This window comes from Streptomyces sp. NPDC058145, from assembly GCF_042884245.1.
Lineage (GTDB): Bacteria > Actinomycetota > Actinomycetes > Streptomycetales > Streptomycetaceae > Streptomyces.
The window spans coordinates 26911-45083 of the sequence record NZ_JBHVUH010000029.1 but is presented as its reverse complement, the minus strand read 5'-3'; the positions used below and the strand labels follow the sequence as shown (position 1 = coordinate 45083).

Annotated in this window: 18 protein-coding genes and 3 pseudogenes; 11 read left to right on the top strand and 10 right to left on the bottom strand. The window is 69.4% G+C overall.

Annotated elements, in window-relative coordinates:
- Positions 1–124 precede the first annotated feature (124 nt).
- Positions 125–316, bottom strand: a complete 192-nt coding sequence (locus ACFVVO_RS37200; protein ID WP_390061133.1) for a hypothetical protein — start codon at positions 314–316, stop codon at positions 125–127.
- A 46-nt stretch (positions 317–362) separates the two neighbouring features.
- Positions 363–608 (bottom strand): DUF5133 domain-containing protein, encoded by a 246-nt coding sequence (locus ACFVVO_RS37195; RefSeq protein ID WP_390061131.1) that lies wholly within the window; start codon positions 606–608, stop codon positions 363–365.
- A 355-nt stretch (positions 609–963) separates the two neighbouring features.
- On the opposite strand from ACFVVO_RS37195, the gene ACFVVO_RS37190 reads away from it, so the two are divergent.
- On the top strand, positions 964–1962 hold the full coding sequence (locus tag ACFVVO_RS37190; protein WP_390061130.1) for an Ig-like domain-containing protein: 999 nt from the start codon (positions 964–966) through the stop codon (positions 1960–1962).
- A 135-nt stretch (positions 1963–2097) separates the two neighbouring features.
- On the opposite strand, the gene ACFVVO_RS37185 is transcribed toward ACFVVO_RS37190, so the two are convergent.
- Complete coding sequence (locus tag ACFVVO_RS37185; protein ID WP_390061129.1) at positions 2098–2376, bottom strand: GlsB/YeaQ/YmgE family stress response membrane protein; 279 nt, start codon at positions 2374–2376, stop codon at positions 2098–2100.
- A 472-nt stretch (positions 2377–2848) separates the two neighbouring features.
- Here ACFVVO_RS37185 and ACFVVO_RS37180 point away from each other — a divergent pair, with 472 nt between their 5' ends.
- Entirely contained in the window at positions 2849–3142 is a 294-nt protein-coding gene (locus ACFVVO_RS37180; protein WP_390061128.1) for an STAS domain-containing protein, read from the top strand.
- A 136-nt stretch (positions 3143–3278) separates the two neighbouring features.
- Here the strand turns inward: ACFVVO_RS37180 and ACFVVO_RS37175 are convergent, their stop codons facing one another.
- Together ACFVVO_RS37175 and ACFVVO_RS37170 are read right to left on the bottom strand one after the other, a co-directional pair.
- The gene (locus ACFVVO_RS37175; RefSeq protein WP_390061127.1) at positions 3279–3785 is read right to left on the bottom strand and encodes an SRPBCC family protein; all 507 of its coding nucleotides are present in this window, start codon (positions 3783–3785) and stop codon (positions 3279–3281) included.
- A 194-nt stretch (positions 3786–3979) separates the two neighbouring features.
- Entirely contained in the window at positions 3980–4525 is a 546-nt protein-coding gene (locus ACFVVO_RS37170) for a hypothetical protein (protein WP_390061126.1), read from the bottom strand.
- Positions 4526–4669: 144 nt separating this feature from the next.
- Between ACFVVO_RS37170 and ACFVVO_RS37165 the strand changes: the two genes are divergently transcribed.
- The 7 genes and pseudogenes from ACFVVO_RS37165 (at position 4670) to ACFVVO_RS37135 (ending at position 11265) form a co-directional block, all read left to right on the top strand.
- Positions 4670–5623: a Ku protein gene (locus ACFVVO_RS37165; RefSeq protein WP_390061125.1), complete on the top strand. Its 954-nt coding sequence runs from the start codon at positions 4670–4672 to the stop codon at positions 5621–5623.
- A gap of 142 nt (positions 5624–5765) precedes the next feature.
- Positions 5766–6941 (top strand): sensor histidine kinase, encoded by a 1176-nt coding sequence (locus ACFVVO_RS37160; RefSeq protein ID WP_390061124.1) that lies wholly within the window; start codon positions 5766–5768, stop codon positions 6939–6941.
- Positions 6938–7597 (top strand): response regulator, encoded by a 660-nt coding sequence (locus ACFVVO_RS37155; protein ID WP_390061123.1) that lies wholly within the window; start codon positions 6938–6940, stop codon positions 7595–7597. The genes ACFVVO_RS37160 and ACFVVO_RS37155 overlap by 4 nt, the downstream gene beginning before the upstream one ends.
- Before the next feature lie 174 nt (positions 7598–7771).
- Positions 7772–8410 carry a GPP34 family phosphoprotein gene (locus ACFVVO_RS37150; protein ID WP_390061122.1) on the top strand — a complete coding sequence of 213 codons (639 nt, stop codon included), beginning with the start codon at positions 7772–7774 and terminating at the stop codon, positions 8408–8410.
- 20 nt (positions 8411–8430) lie between these two features.
- Positions 8431–10017: a carboxylesterase/lipase family protein gene (locus tag ACFVVO_RS37145; RefSeq protein ID WP_390061121.1), complete on the top strand. Its 1587-nt coding sequence runs from the start codon at positions 8431–8433 to the stop codon at positions 10015–10017.
- Positions 10018–10197: 180 nt separating this feature from the next.
- Positions 10198–10563 carry a hypothetical protein gene (locus tag ACFVVO_RS37140; RefSeq protein ID WP_390061119.1) on the top strand — a complete coding sequence of 122 codons (366 nt, stop codon included), beginning with the start codon at positions 10198–10200 and terminating at the stop codon, positions 10561–10563.
- A 106-nt stretch (positions 10564–10669) separates the two neighbouring features.
- Positions 10670–11265: pseudogene (locus ACFVVO_RS37135) on the top strand (DUF488 family protein).
- A 195-nt stretch (positions 11266–11460) separates the two neighbouring features.
- On the opposite strand, the gene ACFVVO_RS37130 reads toward ACFVVO_RS37135, so the two are convergent.
- The 3 genes and pseudogenes from ACFVVO_RS37130 to ACFVVO_RS37120 form a co-directional block, all read right to left on the bottom strand.
- The gene (locus ACFVVO_RS37130) at positions 11461–11778 is read right to left on the bottom strand and encodes a UBP-type zinc finger domain-containing protein (RefSeq protein ID WP_390061117.1); all 318 of its coding nucleotides are present in this window, start codon (positions 11776–11778) and stop codon (positions 11461–11463) included.
- A gap of 183 nt (positions 11779–11961) precedes the next feature.
- Positions 11962–12231: pseudogene (locus ACFVVO_RS37125) on the bottom strand (oxidoreductase); the annotation flags it as partial.
- A gap of 4 nt (positions 12232–12235) precedes the next feature.
- Positions 12236–12412, bottom strand: a pseudogene (locus ACFVVO_RS37120) (transcriptional regulator); the annotation flags it as partial.
- 148 nt (positions 12413–12560) lie between these two features.
- Here ACFVVO_RS37120 and ACFVVO_RS37115 point away from each other — a divergent pair.
- Positions 12561–13298, top strand: coding sequence for an SDR family oxidoreductase (locus ACFVVO_RS37115; protein WP_390061138.1), 738 nt, complete (start codon positions 12561–12563; stop codon positions 13296–13298).
- A gap of 117 nt (positions 13299–13415) precedes the next feature.
- Here ACFVVO_RS37115 and ACFVVO_RS37110 read toward each other — a convergent pair whose 3' ends face one another.
- On the bottom strand, positions 13416–16601 hold the full coding sequence (locus ACFVVO_RS37110; protein ID WP_390061115.1) for a TIM-barrel domain-containing protein: 3186 nt from the start codon (positions 16599–16601) through the stop codon (positions 13416–13418).
- Between the two features lie 548 nt (positions 16602–17149).
- Here ACFVVO_RS37110 and ACFVVO_RS37105 point away from each other — a divergent pair.
- Positions 17150–17344, top strand: coding sequence for a zinc ribbon domain-containing protein (locus tag ACFVVO_RS37105; protein WP_390061114.1), 195 nt, complete (start codon positions 17150–17152; stop codon positions 17342–17344).
- A 455-nt stretch (positions 17345–17799) separates the two neighbouring features.
- Here ACFVVO_RS37105 and ACFVVO_RS37100 read toward each other — a convergent pair whose 3' ends face one another.
- On the bottom strand, positions 17800–18150 hold the full coding sequence (locus ACFVVO_RS37100; RefSeq protein ID WP_390061112.1) for an STAS domain-containing protein: 351 nt from the start codon (positions 18148–18150) through the stop codon (positions 17800–17802).
- Positions 18151–18173: the final 23 nt, after the last annotated feature.

Here is an 18173-nt window from a genome sequence, read left to right as displayed (position 1 = left end):
CATCAAACACGCGGGCGGGCAGCCCGTGTCAGCCTGTGGAGACCTCGCCGCCAGGCGGTCCGTGAAGCAGGAACCTGAAAGCCGGGCGACCGGCCGAACCCCCTCATAGGGGAATCTCCCTCGTTCACGAGGGGGAGGACGTCAACCACAGGGCCTCGTACGCGGCCCGCTCCGAGGTGAGGCCCAGCGCCTCCAGGTCGGCCCACTGGCGTGCCGTGATGTCGCAGCATGGTCCGATCCATCTCTGTGCGAGGGCCACGGAGGCCGTGCAGAAGCCGCAGTCACCGTCGTAGACCAGCACTGGTCGCGTTCGCATGACCTCCATGATGCGCGCTTCCGGTGCCCTCCGACGGACGGGCAGGTCAGGCAGCCAGGGACTGGGTCGTCTTCCTGTCCGCACAGCGGTCCGCTCGCAACTGTTCGAGGAGAGCGTCGGCAACGATGAGGGCCTCGTCCACCGACCGGGTGCCGGTGATGCCGCAGAGCGTGCCGGAAGTGTCTTCCAGTTCTCGGCTCGAGTGGCCGGTGGGCTGCAGGTCGTGGCGGAAGCGTGCGTCGGCGAAGCGAGCCAGCACCGCACGCAGTTCCTTCTCCGCAGGCAACAGCACAGCGACAACCTCTCTCGACAGACGGGCCGTCACCCGGGGCCCGTGACATCCGTATGCGCACACCCGCCAGGTGGCGCCGCGACTGAAAGGAAGCAGATCCTTTCCCAGGGTCTCGTCTGCCCCCGAAGGATCACTGTATGCACTACGCCTGGCACGCCCTGTCGATGACACCCTCCCCGCACGAACTGGGCACAGGGCAGCGCGGGAGACGTGGCCATCGCGAAGAACTCGCCCCGCATCTCGAAGGTGTTGTGCTCCGAGTTTTGAGACACGCTTTACGCGATACACGCAACTGTGGCCTGCGTCCTCGCTGTCTGACAGGGCGTTGGGCCTGTCAGGGCCGAATGACGAGAGAGTGGGGCAGGTCGTGGGACGGGGCAAGGGCGGCATAGGTATCGCAGTCGTTACGGGCGCGATGCTGGTGGGCGTGAGCGCCTGCGGCGGAATCGGCAGTGACAAGGCCGGCGGGGACGACGCGAAGGCACCCGGCAAGCAGAGTGCGAGCGCTTCTCCGTCACCGACGAAGCCCAAGGGGCCGCCGATGCTGCTGGAGACGATCACTCCGCAGACGGGGTCCACGGTCGGCGTGGCCATGCCGATCTCGGTGGTCTTCACGAATCCGGTGGCCCAGAAGGCACGGGCCGCGGTGGAGAAGCACATGAAGGTGAGCGCCTCTCAGCCGGTGGCCGGCGCCTGGCACTGGTTCGGCGACAAGCGCGCCGACTGGCGACCGAAGACGTACTGGCCGTCCGGCACGAAGGTGAAGATCGAGGCCGACATGCAGGGCGTCAGCAACGGCAACGGCCGCTATGGCGTACACGGCTACACGCACAGCTTCACGGTCGGCGACGACGTACGCGCGGATGTCTCGGTGACCGGTCACACCATGAAGGTGTCCAAGAACGGCAGGCTGGTGCGCACGCTGTCGATCAATGCGGGCAGTGCCCAGTATCCGACGTGGAACGGCACGATGGCCGTCATCGACAAGCAGGAGAAGGTCCACATGACCTCCTGCAGCGTCGGCATCAGCTGTGACAAGGGCAGCGCCAACTACTACGACCTGACGCTGCCCTGGGACGTTCACCTCACCCAGTCGGGCACGTACGTGCACTACTCGACCGGCGACCCCAATCCGGGCAGCGGCAGCGCGCGCGGCTCGCACGGCTGCGTCCACCTGTCGATGTCGGACGCCAAGTGGTTCTACGGCCAGGTGAAGCAGGGCGACCCAGTCACCATCACGGGCTCGGCCCGTGCCAAGGCCCCGGCCGACAACGGCTACGCCGACTTCAACCTGGGTTGGGACCAGTGGCTCGCGGCCAGCGCGTCCGGCGAGGGGACGACCGCGACCCTGTGACGCGGCGCGGGTGAAGGCCCTTGCCCGCCGGCGGCCGACATCACTCCATCCCCTCTCTTCGGCACGACACCAAAAGGCGATCGGCGCCCTCCCGTTCTGGGAGGGCGCCGATCCGGTGTGTCCGGCTGTGCGGTGTCACGCGTGACGGTGCGAGCGCCGGTTGCCGGTGACGAGGCGGTACAGAACCAGCAGGATGAGGGAGCCGACGATCGCCGCGATCCAGGTGGAGAGGTCGAAGAATCCGTCGATGGAGTCGACCCCGAAGATGACCTTGCCGAGCCAGCCGCCGAGCAGACCGCCGACAACGCCGATGAGCATGGTGACGATGATGCCGCCGGGGTCCTTGCCCGGCATCAGCGCCTTGGCGATAGCGCCGGCGAGCAGCCCGATGATGATCCACGCGATGATGCCCATGTACGTCTCCGCTTCGTCTCATAAAGAACTTGTTAGTTCATCGTGTGTTCCGTCTGCGCCCGAACAAACGTCCCTGATTGCGGCGGGGTCATCGCATGGGGCGCGGCCGATCACCGGCGCCTTCGGGCGTGGCGGGGAGGGCGACCCGGGACAGCGGGGAGGCCGGGCGGCCGGCTCGGCACCGCAACCCCGTACGGACGAAGACGAATAGAGGCCATCCGCTCCGTGGTCGGAGCCCGAGGGTGCCGGGGTGCTCCCGAAGCGGGCGTGGATGTGACACTCTTCAGGGAGAGCCAGCCTGGTCTGGTGGGAGACCCCGCGCCGCCTCGTGGCGACCGAACATGAGTGGCCGATGGATGGTGCGGGTGGTCTTGCTCGGCTGTGAGCGGCCCATGCCGCGCGCTTGACGGCCTACTTCCGGGGCAGTGGGAGCCGACCGTGATGGGCTTTGATCCCGAACGGTGGTTCCACCATGCCGTCTTTCGATGTGCACGTCAGCAATCATCACAACCGCGTCATGATCACTGTGGCGGGCGAACTCGACTTCGACACCTGCCCGCGCATCACCCAGCTCACCGACACGGTGAGCATCCGCAACCGCACCCTCTGCCTGGACCTGGCGGGTGTGTCGTTCATGGACGCCAGCGGCCTGAGTCTGCTGCAGAGCCTGCACCGGTACACCGAAGCGGAAGGCGGGACACTGGAACTGTCCGGTCTGCAGGACCAGCCGCGTCGCATCCTGGAACTCACCGCCACCGACGCCTGAGGCACATTCACGCCGGGCCTGGCATCACGGTCAAGTCGCCCGCGCTTACGTTGCGTTGTGACGGCGGGAGCGTCTGGGCGCCGTAGCGCCCCGGCCGGCGATTTCACGGGCAGGCCCTGGGCATGGCACTGCGGCCCTACTCTGTGGCCGCTTCCAGCTCCCGCCTGAGGTTCCGCAGCGTCATGTGGATGTTGCGGGCCTGGAAGGTGGCGAAGGTGCTGCCCGCTGTGACGACCCGATCGAAGGCGTTGGCCGCAAACGCGGGCCAGGCACGCCGGTCGTCGGTCCAGGTCTCGGTGACGCGCGTGCCTTCGCTGATCGGCTCGAAGCGGTACTCCCAGCTGGCGATCGGGCCGCGCAGACGCGGTTGCCCGATGCCGATGGCGTGGACTCGGAACGCGAAGCGACGGCCGGGGTCGGCGGCGGTGACCGTGCACCGTGTGACCCAGCGGAACCTTCCACGCCGGTTGCGGCCGACGAACGTCGAGCCCAATACCGCCGGCCCGTCCTCGGGGGCCCCGGTCGTACCCAGGTTCTCGGGGCTCCAGCGGCCCATGTCGGAGGGGCGGCTCACGGCCTGGCAGGCGACCTCGGGCGGGACCCTGACGAGGATGCTCTCGCTTACCGTGAATATGCGGGCCACTGCGGTACCTCTTTCTGCGCAAGAGAAGTTACTCCCCGGTAGTGGCTCATGTTATGTGCCGGGACGGCCCACGGTGCCTCGTGAAGTGCACGCTCGCCCGGGCCGCCAAGCCTCGGCGCAGCGTTCACCGACCGCTCTCCCCGGTCGGGGGCCGTGAGAGCCGCCACAGGGTCCCTAAGCCGCCGATCCCGCCATCAGCCCTCTGATTCCTCGCCCTCTCCAGCCGTGTCCCCAAGGGCAACCCGCAGATCGTGCATGCCCTGCATGGTGTCGATGAGGGCTTCCTCCGCCCCGCTCAGAGCCCGCCTGGTTCCCGCGACGTCACCTCGATCGGCGTGCAGCTGGGCACTGAGGGTGTACAACGCCGTCATGGCGGCCGCGAAGGACGCCTCCCGGCCCGGAGGTGGTTCCTCCGCTTCGGATTCCGAGACCTGAATGGCGGTGCGCTGCAGTCTGTTCGTCAGGATGTTGACCGCCAGGCCGGGATCATGGTCCAGCTGCTCCGCCCAGCCGAGCATCGTGTCGAGGACATCCTCGATCTCCCCCTCCTCGGACAGACGCGTCGCGGCGGTGATCTCCCACTCCGCCTTGGCCAGCAGATGGCCCAGCAGGCGCAGACGATCGGGTTCCTGCGGTTCCTCGCGCCGCGCTTCCGGATCCGCCGTTGGTTCGGCTCCCAGAGCGCTCAACGCCGCATTGATCTGTTCAGCACTCACCGGACGCTCGCTTTTGATGCTCACGCTCTCAGCTTCGCCCCTCGAAGGCGTCATCGCCCGCCCACACACCCGGTCGGAACCCCGCCGGCCCAGCCCCGGAGGGGTGCGGGCCGCATGCGGCGTCCTTAGGCTGGTGGTGCTCGGGGGCTACTGCGCGGAGGTGTGGGCATGCCCCGAACCATCTGGTCCGGTGCCATCTCGTTCGGTCTGGTCACCGTGCCGATCAACGTGGTCAGCGCGACGGAGGACCACTCGATCCGGTTCCACCAGTTCCACACCACGGACATGGGGCGGGTCCGCTACCGCAAGATCTGCGAGCTCGAGGACCGGGAGGTCTCCCAGGACGAGATCGGCAAGGGCTACGAGCTGACCAAGACGCAGGTCATCCCCATCACGGAGGAGGATCTGCGCAATCTCCCGCTGCCGACGGCCAGGGCGATCGAGATCGACGCCTTCGTGCCGCTCGCCTCCATCGACCCGATCCGGATCGGCGAGGGCTACTACCTTCAACCGGCGGGGAAGGTCGCGGCCAAGCCGTACAAGCTGCTCGTCCAGGCGCTCGGCCGCTCGTCGAAGGTGGCGGTCGCGAAGTACGCGTGGTCCGGCCGTGAGCGGCTCGGCCTGCTCCGGGTGAAGGGCGACGTCCTGGTACTCCATGCCATGCGCTGGCCCGACGAGATCCGCTCCCCGAAGGAGCTGCTGCCGCCGCCGGTGGAGGTGTCGGACGAGGAGATCGAGGGTGCGCTCGCGCTGATGGAGACCATGACCCGCGAGGACCTCGAGGGGGAGGAGTTCCAGGATCGCTACACCGAGGCCATGGCGCAGATCATCGAGGCGAAACGGGAGGAGAAGCCGCTGCCCGAGGCGCCGGAGCCGGAAGCACCTGCCCAGGTGCTCGACCTCATGGCGGCGCTGAGCGAGTCGGTGCAGAAGGCGAAGGCCTCGCGCGGCGAGGACGCCGGTCCAGCGGAGGTGCACAGGCTGCCGAAGCCGAAGAAGACGCCGGCCGCCAAGAAGCAGCCGGCCGAGAAGCAGCCGGCCAAGAAGACTGCGGCGAAGAAGGCTGCGGCGAAGAAGGCGACCACGAAGAAGACGGCTTCCCGACGGCCGCGAAGCGCCTAGACGAGCGCTCCCAGCCAGGGGATATCCCCGCAAGCGGTCGCTTACCCCCGAGATCCACGGCCGCTTTCTTCACGACGCCGACCTGGACACGGCATGGCGCCGGATTCGCGGTCCGGCCCGCGCGGCTGGATATCGTCAGGATGTGGACAGCGGGATCAGGCAGCCGGACGAGGCGGTCGCGGGGGAGGCGCGGGGCGAGTTGTCGTACCGGGTGGCCCGGGCGCTGTGGTGGGGGCCGGCCGCTCTGGTGCTGGCCGTCGTCGGTACGTCGGTCCTCGTAGCCGGTGCGGGGCACGGCCGGCGACTGGCCGTGGCTTCGGCCCTGGTCCTCGTGCAGGTCGGTGCCCTGAGGTGGCAGGTGCGCGCTCCGGCCTGGGTGCTGGCCGCGAACGCGGTGTCCGGGCTCGCGGTGTGGGCGCTGCTGCCCGCGGTGTCCTTGACGGGGGCGCTGCTGGCGGCGCAGATGACGTTGTGCGTGCTGTCGGCCACCAGGTCGCGGCGGGTGTCGGTGGGGGCGCTGGCGGCGATGTGCGTGCCCGCGCCGCTGGCGTTCTGGGCGGGTGGACCTACCGGTTTGGCCGTCTATCTGCTGACGGTGGTCCTGGCGTGGATGACGGGGCAGTGGCGCAGGGCACAGCAGGCTCGGGTGAGGGCGGAGACGCGCCGGGCCGTGGTGGAGGAGCGCGCCCGGATCGCGCGGGAGGTGCACGACGTCGTGGCACATACCCTTTCGGTGATGGTCATTCAGGCGGGGGCCGCCGCCGACGTGTTCACCGAACGGCCCGACCAGGCCCGTCAGGCGCTACGGGCCATCGAGACGGGTGCCCGCTCGGCGCTCGGTGAACTGCGCCTGCTGCTGCGCGCTTTCCGGCCCGAAGCGGGGGAGGACGACTACGGGACGCAGCGGGAACAGCAGCCCTCGCTCGCACGCCTGGACGAGCTGGCCGACACCGTGCGTGCCACCGGGATGACCGTGGAGGTGTACCGCGAGGGCGCCATTGACGGACTGCCGGCCGCGGTGGACCTGGCGGCTTACCGGATCGTCCAGGAGGCCATGACCAACACGCTGCGCCACGCGGCCGGCGCCGACGAGGTGAGCGTACGCGTGACGGCCGCGGGGGAGTGTGTGGAGGTCACGGTGGCCGACAACGGCCGTACAAGGCAGAGCAGTTCGGCTTCACCTTCGGCTGCGGGCGGACGCGGTCTGGTGGGGATGGAGGAGCGGGCGCGGCTCGTGGGCGGTACGTTGCGTGCCGGTCCGTTGCCCGAGGGCGGGTTCGAGGTGGCGGCGCGGCTGCCGGTGGGGGACGTGTCATGACGGTGCGCGTGGTGGTGGCCGACGACCAGGCCCTGGTCCGAACCGGATTCCGCATGATCATCGACGCCCGGGACGACCTCGAGGTGGCCGGTGAGGCCTCCGACGGGCAGGAGGCGGTGCGGCTCGCGCGGGAACTGGCACCCGACGTCGTGCTCATGGACGTACGCATGCCCGTCGTGGACGGCATCGAGGCGACCCGGCAGATCGTGGAGTGCGGCAGTCGGGCCCGGGTGCTGGTGCTGACGACCTGGGACGTGGACGCGCACGTGGTCGCCGCACTGCGGGCCGGGGCGAGCGGCTTCCTGCTGAAGGACATGCGTCCCGCCGAGCTCGTCGACGCGATCCGCCTGACCGCGCGCGGGGACGCGCTGCTGGCGCCGGCCGTGCTGAGTCGTGTCCTGGACCGGTTCCTGCGCACCACACCCGACCCGGCGCCGCCGCCCTCCCTGCGGGATCTGTCCGGCCGCGAGCGGGAGGTGCTCACCCTGATCGGGCAGGCGCTGTCGAACGCGGAGATCGCCGCGCGGCTGCGGCTGTCGGAGGCGACCGTCAAGAACCATGTCACCGCGGTGCTGCGCAAACTGGGCCTGCGCGACCGCGTCCAGGCCGTTGTCGCCGCCTATGACCACGGTCTCGTGCGACCCCGCCGCCCCTGACAGCCGCTGCCCCCCTGTTCACCTCTTACGACGGTCTCCTCCTCACGACGCTCCTCTCCGCACGAGGCTCTCCTCCTCAGGGAGGAGACCGGGCCCCGATCCTCCCGCGGTCCCAGTGCCAGACCGCTCCCATGGCCGATCCGCGGGCGGTGTGGCCGGCCGTAGCGTCGAGGTGTGATCGACGACCTGCCCTGCCTGATGTATCTGCTCGCCCACGACGATGCGGCCGAAGGCCCCTACGACCGACCCCGGACACAGCTGCTGGTCCGTGCCGCAGCCCTGACAGACCTCGTGTTGCGCGGCCGGCTGGGGGAGGAGGACGGCACGGTCACCGTGTCCGGGACCAAGCCGACCGGCGACCCCGTCCTGGACGGCGTGCTGCGCGAGGCCGCCGCCGCGCACGGCTGGAGGCACCTCATGCGCAGCGACCGCAAGCGGACCCTGACGCAAGTGGAGGACCGGCTCGCCGCGGCGGGTCTCCTGACCGTCAAGGAGCCCCGCACCCCGTTCGGCACCCGACGGCTGACCGTGACGGACCGCGCCGTGCCCGCCGCGCTGCACGCCCGCGTATCCGCGGCGCTGCACGGGGACGGACCCGTACGGGAGATCCCCGCCGCCGATGCCGCGCTGCTGGCGCTCGCCGCGGCGGGCGGTGTCCGCTCGGTCGTCTCCCGGCAGGACCACAAGACCTACCGGACCCGTATCGACGCCTGCACGGGGACCCTCGCCGCTCTCGCGCCCGGCCTCGAGAGAGCGGTACGCGCACTGCCGACCACCATGATCGCCGCACAGGGCGGCATGGGCGGGAGCTGACCTGCCCGGATGGGGAGACGATGACCATGCACCGCGTCCTGACCACCCTGAGCTGCGCCCTGACCGCCGTCCTCGCGACGGCCTGGTCTTCCGTAGCACCACCGACGCAGCCCGCCCGGACCGCCGTCACCTCCAGGCCCGCCGTCGCCATGACGGTTCGCACCCACGACGGTCTGGTGCGGGGCGCCGTCCACGACGGCTACCGCACCTTCGAAGGCATTCCCTACGTGGCGCCCCCGGTCGGCAGGCTGCGCTGGGCACCGCCCCATCGCGCGGCTCACTGGCCCGGGGTAAGGGACGCGACCCGGCCCGCGAGCGCCTGTCCACAGCCGGCCGGTGAGGTGCCCGGCGGCAGCACCGACGAGGACTGTCTCCACCTGAACGTCACCACGCCGGACGGCGCCGGACCGGCGCGCCCCCGGCCGGTGATCGTGTGGCTGCACGGCGGCGGTTTCACCACCGGAGCGGGCAGCTCCTACGACGCCCACCGCATGCCCACCCGCGGCGACGTCGTGGTCGTCACAGTCAACTACCGCCTCGGGGCCCTCGGGTTCCTCGCACACGGCGGGCTGCCGGGCTCCGGCACCTTCGGCCTGGCCGACCAGCAGGCGGCGCTGCGCTGGGTCCGTGCCGAGATCGGCGCCTTCGGCGGCGACGCGCACAACGTGACACTGGCCGGCGAGTCGGCGGGCGGATACAGCGTCTGCGCCCAGCTCGCCTCACCCGCCGCCGCGGGCCTCTTCGACCGGGCGATCATCGGCAGCGGCCCCTGCGCCGGCCGCCCGGACCGGCCCTTCGCACCCTCCTCCGTCCCCCTGTCCACAGCGCGCGCTACGGGCGCGGACTTCGCGGCCAAGGCCGGCTGCGGCTCCGCCCGCGACGTGATGGCCTGCCTGCGGCGCCTCGACGTCTCCCGTCTCCTCGCAGCCCAGGACACCGACCAACAACCGGCTCACACCACCCCGTTGCTGCCCAGCGACCCCGCTGCGGCGATCGCCGGCGGCCGCTTCCACACGGTCCCCGTGCTGATCGGCAACAACCATGACGAGGGCAACGGCTGGGCCGCCGGGATCATCCAGGCAGGCAATCCCGTCACTCCCTACACCTGGCCCGACATCGTGGCCGCCTTCTTCCCCGGCCCGGGGCAGGCGAAGGCGATCGTCCACGAGTATCCGGTGCACCGCACCGACGGCGGTCCGGTGTTCGGCGCGGTCATCGGCGATGCCAACTTCGCCTGCCCGACCGCGCGCACCGAGAGCCTCCTCGCCGCCCATGTTCCCGTCTGGGGCTACGAGTTCGCCGACGAGCACGCTCCGCCGCTCACCCCGGGCACGCCGCCGTTCCCGCTGGGCGCTCCGCACGCGAGCGAACTGCCCTACCTGTTCGACCTGGGCGGCCGCCCCCGAGACCTGACCCCGGCACAGCACCGGCTGGCCGACATCATGATCGACTACTGGACCCGCTTCGCCCGCACCGCCGACCCGAACGGCCCGTCGTCACCGCCCTGGCCCCGGCAGACGGTGCTGTCCCTGGCACCGGACCACATCGTCCCCACCCGCACGGTGCGGTCCCGCCACCACTGCACCTTCTGGAACGCCCTCGGATGACCACGGAGAAGATCGCCATCAGCATCCGCCGCCCCTTCTGAACATCCGAACCCGTCGACCTGCGTGCCCCTCACCTACCTCCCAGCGGCTGCCGATGGCGTGTCACACCGCCGAGGCGAGCGGCCACGCCCCACTCCGAAGAAGCCCCCAACGCAGCAAGCACTCAGGAAGGACCTCCCTATGACCCTGCTTCGCCTCCTGCGTTCACCCGTTGCCGCGACCGCCGTCACCGGCACCGCTCTGGCCGCCTGCGCGTGGGCCACACCCGCGACCGCCGCCGCCCCCGCCGTCAAAGCCGACGACGACGTCTACGCCAACTGCAAGAACGACACCCCGGTCCGCAGCCGCCCCGACTACGCCCTGGACGACATCCTGTTCACCTGCCACCGGGCCACCCGACTGCGGTTGCTCTGCTGGACCTACGGCGCCGACCACCAGGAGTACTACAAGATTCCGACCGGCATCCCGTTCCAGGAGACGGGATACGTGAGCGCCGCCAACATGAACAACGAGACCGGCGGCCTCTACGAGTGCCGGACGGGGTGAGGCAGAGGCGGCCATCGGCCCAGTCCTGGGTACTCGACGGACGTGAGCCGCGCTCGTTTGCATGACCACATCCGGAGCGTGCCGGAGCCGGCGAATGGCATGAGTGATGCGTAACGACAAGGCGGACCCCGGCAGCGGGCCTCCGAAGCCCGGGCCAGAGCTGGTCACGTTCGGTCACAGCACAGCGGACCGGACCACGCTGACCGGCCTGCTCCAGCAAGGGGTGTCACCGCCGTGGTGGACGTCAGAACCGCCCCCGGCAGCCGCCGGAATCCGGAGCTGTCACGGCAGCGCCTGGCGCAGTGGATGCCCGAGGCGAACATCGCCTACCGGTGGGAGCAACGTCTGGGCGGCTGGCGCAAGCCGGCACCCGACTCGCCCGACACCATCTGGCGCAATGATTCGTTCCGCGGCTACGCCGCTCACACCCGCAGCCCCGAGTTCGTCACCGCGATGGATGCGCTGATGCAGCAGGCAGGCGAGACACGGACCGCGGTGATGTGCAGCGAGGCGGTGTGGTGGCGCTGTCACCGGCGCTTGATCGCCGACTTCGCCGTGCTGGCCCGGGGCGCGAGCGTCCTCCATCTGATGCACGACGGTCGCCTCACCGCGCACACCCCGACGCAGGGCGTGCGCCTTCGGGACGACGGCCTCCTCGTCTACGACGACGGCCCGCCGGCGGCTGGAGCGACACTCTTCTGACGCGGACGGAGGTCGGATCCTGGGCTGCGCGGTCGGCCGTAGTCGCCGACGTATGGGGCAGACCGGTACCCGAATGACCGTCGCGCAACGGCCCCCGCCCCGCATGTGACCCGCCGGCTCCCGTCCGTGCTCCCCGCACCCCTCTACGAGGCGCACCGAGCGGGCGTCCTCACTCCGCCCAGACCTGGATGCTGGTCATGCGGACCCTGCGGGTTGCAGGTAAACCTCGTCGACGTAGCACCAGGCCCATACTTCCCCTGATTCCGTGGAGCGTATGAGAGGGTGCCCAGTCGATTCGTAATGAGCGGTGGCATGGGCGCCCGGCGAACTGTCGCAGCATCCCATGTGCCCGCAGGTCAGACAGAGCCGCAGGCGCCCTCCGCCGTGCCCTCGGGCTACGCACTCCTGGCACACGCCGCTCTGGGGCACCGGTGCCGAGGCTGCATCCAACACATGCGCGCAGCTGCGACCCTCCGGACGGCCACCGTCCGGTCGCACCACCCAGCTGATCATGGGGTTCCCTCATCGTTGCTGATTGCTGCTGCTTCCGCCATTTCTGCTTCGCACACACATGGGGAACCGGATGCGGCTTGATCGGAAGCGCTGTCTGAAGTGGCCGAGTTGACGTTTGCGCGGAGTGCACATCATCCGGGGTCGGTCGGCCGACGGTGATGGATAGTGGATCATGGTGGGAAGTCATTCGCGCTGGGCGCGCAGTAGATTCGTCGAGACTGCCCAGAGGCGCTCGGCGAGGGCGGGATCGAGCGCCCATTCCTTGACACCGTGGGGATGGTGCGCGAGGTCGGCGTCGTTCGGCACGGTGTAAGCCTCTTGTGTGGCATCAAGGTAATGGCCGCCGGAGTGGGCGAAGGCCGGGGAGACGGCCGCGACGATGCTGGTCGCGGCGCCCTGCTCAACCGTCTTGTAGGTGAAGTCGCCGGCGGCCTCGGCTGCGTCGAGCGACTGCCCCGAGGTACGTGTACCAGGTGGCGCTGATCCCGGCGAGCAGCGCGAGCTCTTTCCGGCGCAGGCCCGGGGTCCGTCGTCGGCCGCTGTGTGGCAGTCCGACCTCGTCCGGGGTGATCCGCTCTCTGCGGCTGCGAAGGAAAGCGCCCAGCTCACGGCGCTGATTCGGCTGACTCTGCATGGTGGATGGCACCTCTGGTTCCAGAATAGGCAGCTTCTGGATACCAGGTTAAGGACGGCACAGACTGGATCCGAGTATTAGGTGCGGCTCTCACCGATGGCCAGTAGGTCACCGGCTACCGGTAGGGCAGAAGGAAGAGGCGGAGATGGTGTCGGGAATCGACGGCAAGGTCGTGGCGATCACGGGAGCCAGCAGTGGCATCGGCGAGGCGACCGCACTGCTGCTTGCGGAGCGGGGCGCGCGGCTCGTCCTTGGCGCGCGCCGGTCCGAGCGCCTCGCGGAACTGGTGGCGCGGATCGAGAAGTCGGGTGGCACGGCCGTGCAGACCCGCACGGACGTGACCCGACGGGAGGACTTGCACGCCCTGGTCGCACTGGCCGGCGAGCGATTCGGTCGACTCGACGTGCTGGTCAGCAACGCGGGGTCCGGCACGATTTCGCCTCTGGACGATCTACGGGTCGACGAGTGGGACCAGATGGTCGACGTCAACATCAAGGGCGTGCTGCACGGAATCGGAGCCGCGCTGCCCGTCTTCCGGGCCCAGGGCACGGGCCACTTCATCACCCTCGCGTCCACGGCCGCATTTCGGATCGTTCCGAGCATGGCGGTCTACGCCGGCACGAAGTTCGCGGTCCGTGCCATCAGCGAAGGCCTGCGCCAGGAGTCGGGCGATTCTCTGCGGGTGACCACCGTCTCGCCCGGCGCAGTAGAGACCGACTTCGCTGAGGCGTCTACGAATCCGCAGGTCCGAGCAGAGATCACGAAGATGCGGGACCGGATCGCGATCCCGCCCGAGGCGATCGCCCAAGCCATCGCGTTCGCCATCGAGCAGCCTGCGACCGTGGACGTGAACGAGATAGTGGTCCGGCCCACCGCCCAGAGCTGACCCCATTCAGGGCGGGGTGGGGCGCTTGGGCCCAGGGACCGGACGTGATGCGGCCGCCCGGGAGCGCAGGTTCGCGCCGGTCCGCGGGCGGCCGCAGCCGCGGCTGTCCCTGCCGTCCTACCGGTAGGTGACGGTGATGGGGGTGTGCACGCTGTGCCGCGGGAGGGTGATGGTCAGCATCCCGGTGTCGCCGTCCCAGTGGTACGCGTCGGGGGAGAGCTTCGCCCCGTCGGCGGACACCTTGGCGGGTGCCTCGCTCCCCAGGAACGTCAGTGTCCACCGGCGCTTGTCGACCTGTCCCGGATACGCGCCCTTCACCGGGCTGATCGACACGGTGTGACGCGATCCGGTCTGCCTGTAACGGATCCTCGTCGTGGCGCTCTTCGCCGCGGTGGCCCCGTTGTCCTCGTAGAGGCTGTACGAGCCCGAGGCGCCGGTGGAGATGGTCAGCGTGACGTCGGTCAAGGCGTTGCGGTCGTTGTGCGCGACGTTGCGCGTGCGCGTGGGCAGGATGCCGCCGGCCTTGACGAACACCGGCATCGAGTTCAGGGCGGTGGTGATGTCATGGGTGGTTCCGCCCGTATAGGTCTTCCCGGTGAAGTAGTCGGTCCACTGGCCGGGCGGGAACCACACCGACGTGGTGGCGGAGTCACCCGGCGTGGTCACCGGGGCGACCAGTACGTCGGAGCCGTAGAGGTACTCGCTGTTCGCGACGGCGTACGCCTGCGGCTCGTCCGGGTACTCGAGATAGATGGGGCGGACGATCGGCACGCCGGTGCGATGCGCCTCCTCGGCGAGTGAATAGGTGTAAGGCACCAGGTTTTCACGGAGGTTGAGGAACTTGTCGGCCGACTGCCGTGCCGCCGTCCCGTACTGCCAGGGCAGCCTGTCGCTGTGATTGCTGTGCAGGCGGTCGATCGGCTGGAACACGCCGAACTGGACCCAGCGTGCGTACAGGTCGTCGGGCAGCTTGTACGTGGTGCGGAGCTTGCCGCCGTCCGTGTATGTCTCCGAACCGGTCAGTCCCGTCGTGTCGTTGTGGCCGCCGATGTCGTGCGTGATGGCTGCCATCCCCGTCGCGGCGGACTCGCCCGGCGTGTAGCCGACCTCCTGCCTCAGCACGCCCCATGTGGAAGACGTGTCGCCGGTGAAGTGGACGGTCGTGCGCTTGTCCGCCCACGGCCCGGTCGGCAGGGCCTGTTGGCCGCTGTATCCGCCGGCCTGCAGTGAGCCGTAGGCCCGGGAAAGGACGAAGCCCCGGTCGTCGGGGCCGGCGGCGGCGTACTGCTGGTTGATCCAGGCGTCCGGGGTCACGCCCGGCAACGAGGACTGCGACGCGTCGCAGCACCAGTCGAGCCACCAGAAGTCGTTGCCCTGCTGATCCATGGTGCGATGCAGGTCCATGTACGCCTTGAGCTGGTCGGGGTCGCCGAGGTCGAAGGTGTAGCAGTTGTCCTGGACGCCGGCGCCCGAGGCGCAACCTCCCTTCGCCAGCTTGCCCTTGGCCGTGGCCTGCGCCTGGGCGAACTGGGGATCGGAGGCGAGGATGCTGGGATGCACGTTGAGCGTGTTGTGCAGTCCCTGGGAGGCCGACCAGTCGAAGAAGCCCTTGGGATTGGGGAACTTGGCGGGATCCATTTCCCAGCCGCTCCAGTTGTTCACGGCCTTGAAGTCCGTGTCGGTGACCAGGACGTCCAGCGGAACGCCCTCGGCTCGGAACGCCGGCAGGATCTTGTCCTTGTAGTCGGCCGCGGTGCGGTCGACGTACTCGGAGTACCAGACACCGTAGGCCCATTGAGGCAGCAGGGCGGGCGGCCCGGTCAAGGCGGCCAGGTCTGTCAGCGCCTGTTTGTAGTCGTGTCCGAAGCCGAAGGCATAGCCGTCCTGGTAGGGAGTGCCGCCGTGGCCGGCCCGCTGTGTGACCTTCCGCGCCGCGGTGTCGTACAGGGCCGATGACGTGTCGTCCAGGAGATACCACCCGTCCTTGTTGAGCAGGCCGGGCGTGGTCACGATAGGCGTATTGCCACTCACTCCGTCCAGGCCCCGGCGGTACCCGCCGAGCGCGACATGCGGCGGGGGTGGGGCCGCCTCCGGGCCGGCCACGGAGACGGTGTCCGCGTTGACGTGGCAACTGGCCGTGTCCGGGCAGCCGAGGGTGATGTCATCCGCGCCCGCTTTGAGGGTCACGGGTACCGAGGCCGTCTGCCAGTCGTCCCAGTCCTTCGTCGCCAGGAACGTCAGGGTGCCGGTGGCGCCGCCCGCGCTGACGGTGGCGGTGCGGGCCTCGTGCCGGCCGTCGCCGCCCGGACCGTTGGCGTACCGCACCCGGAGGGTGTAGACGCCGTCGGTGGGCACGCCGACCACATGGGTCGACAAGCTTGCTCCCTGGTTGAGTTCGGCGACGAAGCCGGTGCCCGCGTATCCCGCGTGGTCCGTGGCACTGACCGCCGTGCCGCCGATCCGTGCGGCCTCCGCCTCACAGCTCACGCCGAAACGGCAGTCCGGGATCGCGGTGGCCGAGAGTGGCGGATAGGGGTCTCCCGGCCGTACGAGTGCCACGCTGTCCAGATTGACGTCACCGGAATCCGAGGCGGTCCGGGTCAGGGCGACGGTGTGGTGTCCTGCGCCGAGTTGGAGGCTCTCGGTGACCAGGCCCCACGTGTCCCAGTCAGCCGTGGTCGGCAGGGTCACCGTCTGCCGCGCGCCGCCGTCCACGGTCAGGGTCAGCGTGCGGGGCTCGGTCTGGCCGTCACCGCCACGGGAGTTGGCGTACTTCACGCCCAACTGGTAGGTCCCGGCAGTACTGACATCGATGTCAGCGGACGCCGAGCTGCCTGTGCCTTCGAAGCCCGCCGCGAAACCGGTTCCGGTGTGCCCGCTGTGGTCGGAGGCCACGGAGACTCCGCTGAGCTGCAGATTCTCGGCTTCACACAACGCGCCCAGTCCGCAGGTCAGGCGGTGCCACGGGGTGGCGGTCACCGGTGTGCTGCCTGCTGTCAGCTGTATGGAGAGGTTCTGGGCGTCGAACGGTCCGGAGCCGACCCGGTAGCGCAGTGTCATGGCGCTCGTCTTGATGGTGAGCCAGCCGTCGGACGTGGTGGTGGTGTAGGCCGCCGGTGTGAATCCGCTGCGGCCGATCGCGTTGAACGTCGGTTCGTCGGTGAACCTTTGGTCTCCCGCGTACTCGGTGCGGATCAGGGTCGGCGAGAGAATCTCGAAGCGGGCGTCCCCTGACGAGACGCTCGGGATGTGAGCACGTGGCGCGGCTCCTGCCGCTGCCGCGCTGGTGTGGGTCAGTGCCATCGCAGCGGTCGTGACGAGGGCAACGGCGCCTCCCGCCAGCCGCTGCCTTGATCTGGGCCGGCGCCTTGTCCATGGGGCTGGCATACGCAACTCCGTTCTCCTGTCGGCCGGGCGGCTCATCCGTCCTGCGCACGTCGTGGCTCCGACGGCACTGAGCAGGGTGCGTCTGTTTCCCGGAGGGCGAGGTGCAGAAGTACCAGGGGCATGCGGCCTCTTCAGAACGAGCCGCCTGCTCTTTCAACGATGGAAATCACGCACCCAGAATGAGAGCACGTCGCCTCATGGGGTGTCCATAAGGGGGGCCAGAGGTAGTTCGGGTGACCAACTGGCCCGTCTGCCACCGATCCAGGCGTCGCGCCTCAAGGCTGTCAGCGGGCTCCAGGCAGCTTCCCTGGCGCGCGGTCATGGCGCCTGGATACGTCAAGGGCACCGTTGCGGACGACGGACATACGTGCGCGAACGGCCGGTGCGGGGGACACGCCAGGGGTTCTCCGCCGAGGTCATGGGTACTCCGCACCCGTCACTGTCCACCCCTGTTCCGGAGAGTCATGACGCAGAAGACAGAAAACGAAAAGGGCAACCGTTTCTGCAAGGCGTGCGGCACGCCGACCGAGGACGGGAGCCTGTGCAAGCACTGCGGCACCGTTCTGGACCTCCCTGACGACGCGGGGCTGGTAGAAGACCAGGGTGCGCCGCCACGGCGCGACTTCGAAGGGGACACCGAGCAGCAAGAGCACGGGTGAGGCGAGCGGCAGGGACGATCCCGCAGCGCTGAACAGCGTCCAACGGGGTACACGGGCCGGCATGGCATCCACAACTGATCTCATGTCCGTGCGGGCCGTGCGGCAACTGCGCCGGGTTCGCGCCTTCTACGCGGTGGGCGCTCTGCTGTGGGCTGCATCAACCGCCTGGACGGGTTGGCAGTCTCCCGGGAGTCGGCAGATGTGGGTATCGGCCCTCCTCCTCGTCATCTTCGCAGGCCTCCTGGCGGCGACCACCCTGTGGCTGCAGCGCTTTCAGGCCGCGATCCCGGCCGGCCCCACCCACCACGCCACTTCACGGAGGACGAGTGGGCCGCGCCACGCCCATGCCTGACTCTCGGCGAGCCGGATGAGCGGACACGTCTGCACGGTCGACGTCATCGACCTGACACACCCGGATGCCGCCCCCCGAGGACAAGGGCCGGCGAAGGCGCCGGTCAGGACGGTGGCTCACCCGGTCGGGTCAGGGCCGTGTCGGTGGTGGGGAAGGTCGGCAGGATGCGCCCGATCCCGGTGATGGACAGCATGCGGTGCACGCTCGTACTCGGTGCGATCAGTGCGAGACGGGCGTGGGCGCGGGTGGCGGCGTGGTAGCCGGAGATGAGGCTGTTGAGGCCGGAGGAGTCCAGGAAGGTGGTGAGCTTCAGGTCTATCAGAACGGTGAGTGCGCCCACCGCGAGGACGTGGTCGATGGTGGTGTCCAGCTGGTGCGTGGTGTAGCGGTCGAGATTTCCCGCCACCTCGATGACGTACGCGTCGGCTGCCGCCTGGCTGACACGCAGGTTCACGTCTGTGTGGTGGGGTGTGCCGT

What these genes read in the sequence shown, in the direction of transcription:
- ACFVVO_RS37200 (WP_390061133.1), bottom strand. Translation starts at nt 316, where the DNA reads ATGCGAACGCGACCAGTGCTGGTCTACGACGGTGACTGCGGCTTCTGC.
- ACFVVO_RS37185 (WP_390061129.1), bottom strand. Translation starts at nt 2,376, where the DNA reads ATGGGCATCATCGCGTGGATCATCATCGGGCTGCTCGCCGGCGCTATC.
- ACFVVO_RS37180 (WP_390061128.1), top strand. Translation starts at nt 2,849, where the DNA reads ATGCCGTCTTTCGATGTGCACGTCAGCAATCATCACAACCGCGTCATG.
- ACFVVO_RS37165 (WP_390061125.1), top strand. Translation starts at nt 4,670, where the DNA reads ATGCCCCGAACCATCTGGTCCGGTGCCATCTCGTTCGGTCTGGTCACC.
- ACFVVO_RS37155 (WP_390061123.1), top strand. Translation starts at nt 6,938, where the DNA reads ATGACGGTGCGCGTGGTGGTGGCCGACGACCAGGCCCTGGTCCGAACC.
- ACFVVO_RS37145 (WP_390061121.1), top strand. Translation starts at nt 8,431, where the DNA reads ATGACCATGCACCGCGTCCTGACCACCCTGAGCTGCGCCCTGACCGCC.
- ACFVVO_RS37140 (WP_390061119.1), top strand. Translation starts at nt 10,198, where the DNA reads ATGACCCTGCTTCGCCTCCTGCGTTCACCCGTTGCCGCGACCGCCGTC.
- ACFVVO_RS37130 (WP_390061117.1), bottom strand. Translation starts at nt 11,778, where the DNA reads ATGATCAGCTGGGTGGTGCGACCGGACGGTGGCCGTCCGGAGGGTCGC.
- ACFVVO_RS37110 (WP_390061115.1), bottom strand. Translation starts at nt 16,601, where the DNA reads ATGGCACTGACCCACACCAGCGCGGCAGCGGCAGGAGCCGCGCCACGT.
- ACFVVO_RS37105 (WP_390061114.1), top strand. Translation starts at nt 17,150, where the DNA reads ATGACGCAGAAGACAGAAAACGAAAAGGGCAACCGTTTCTGCAAGGCG.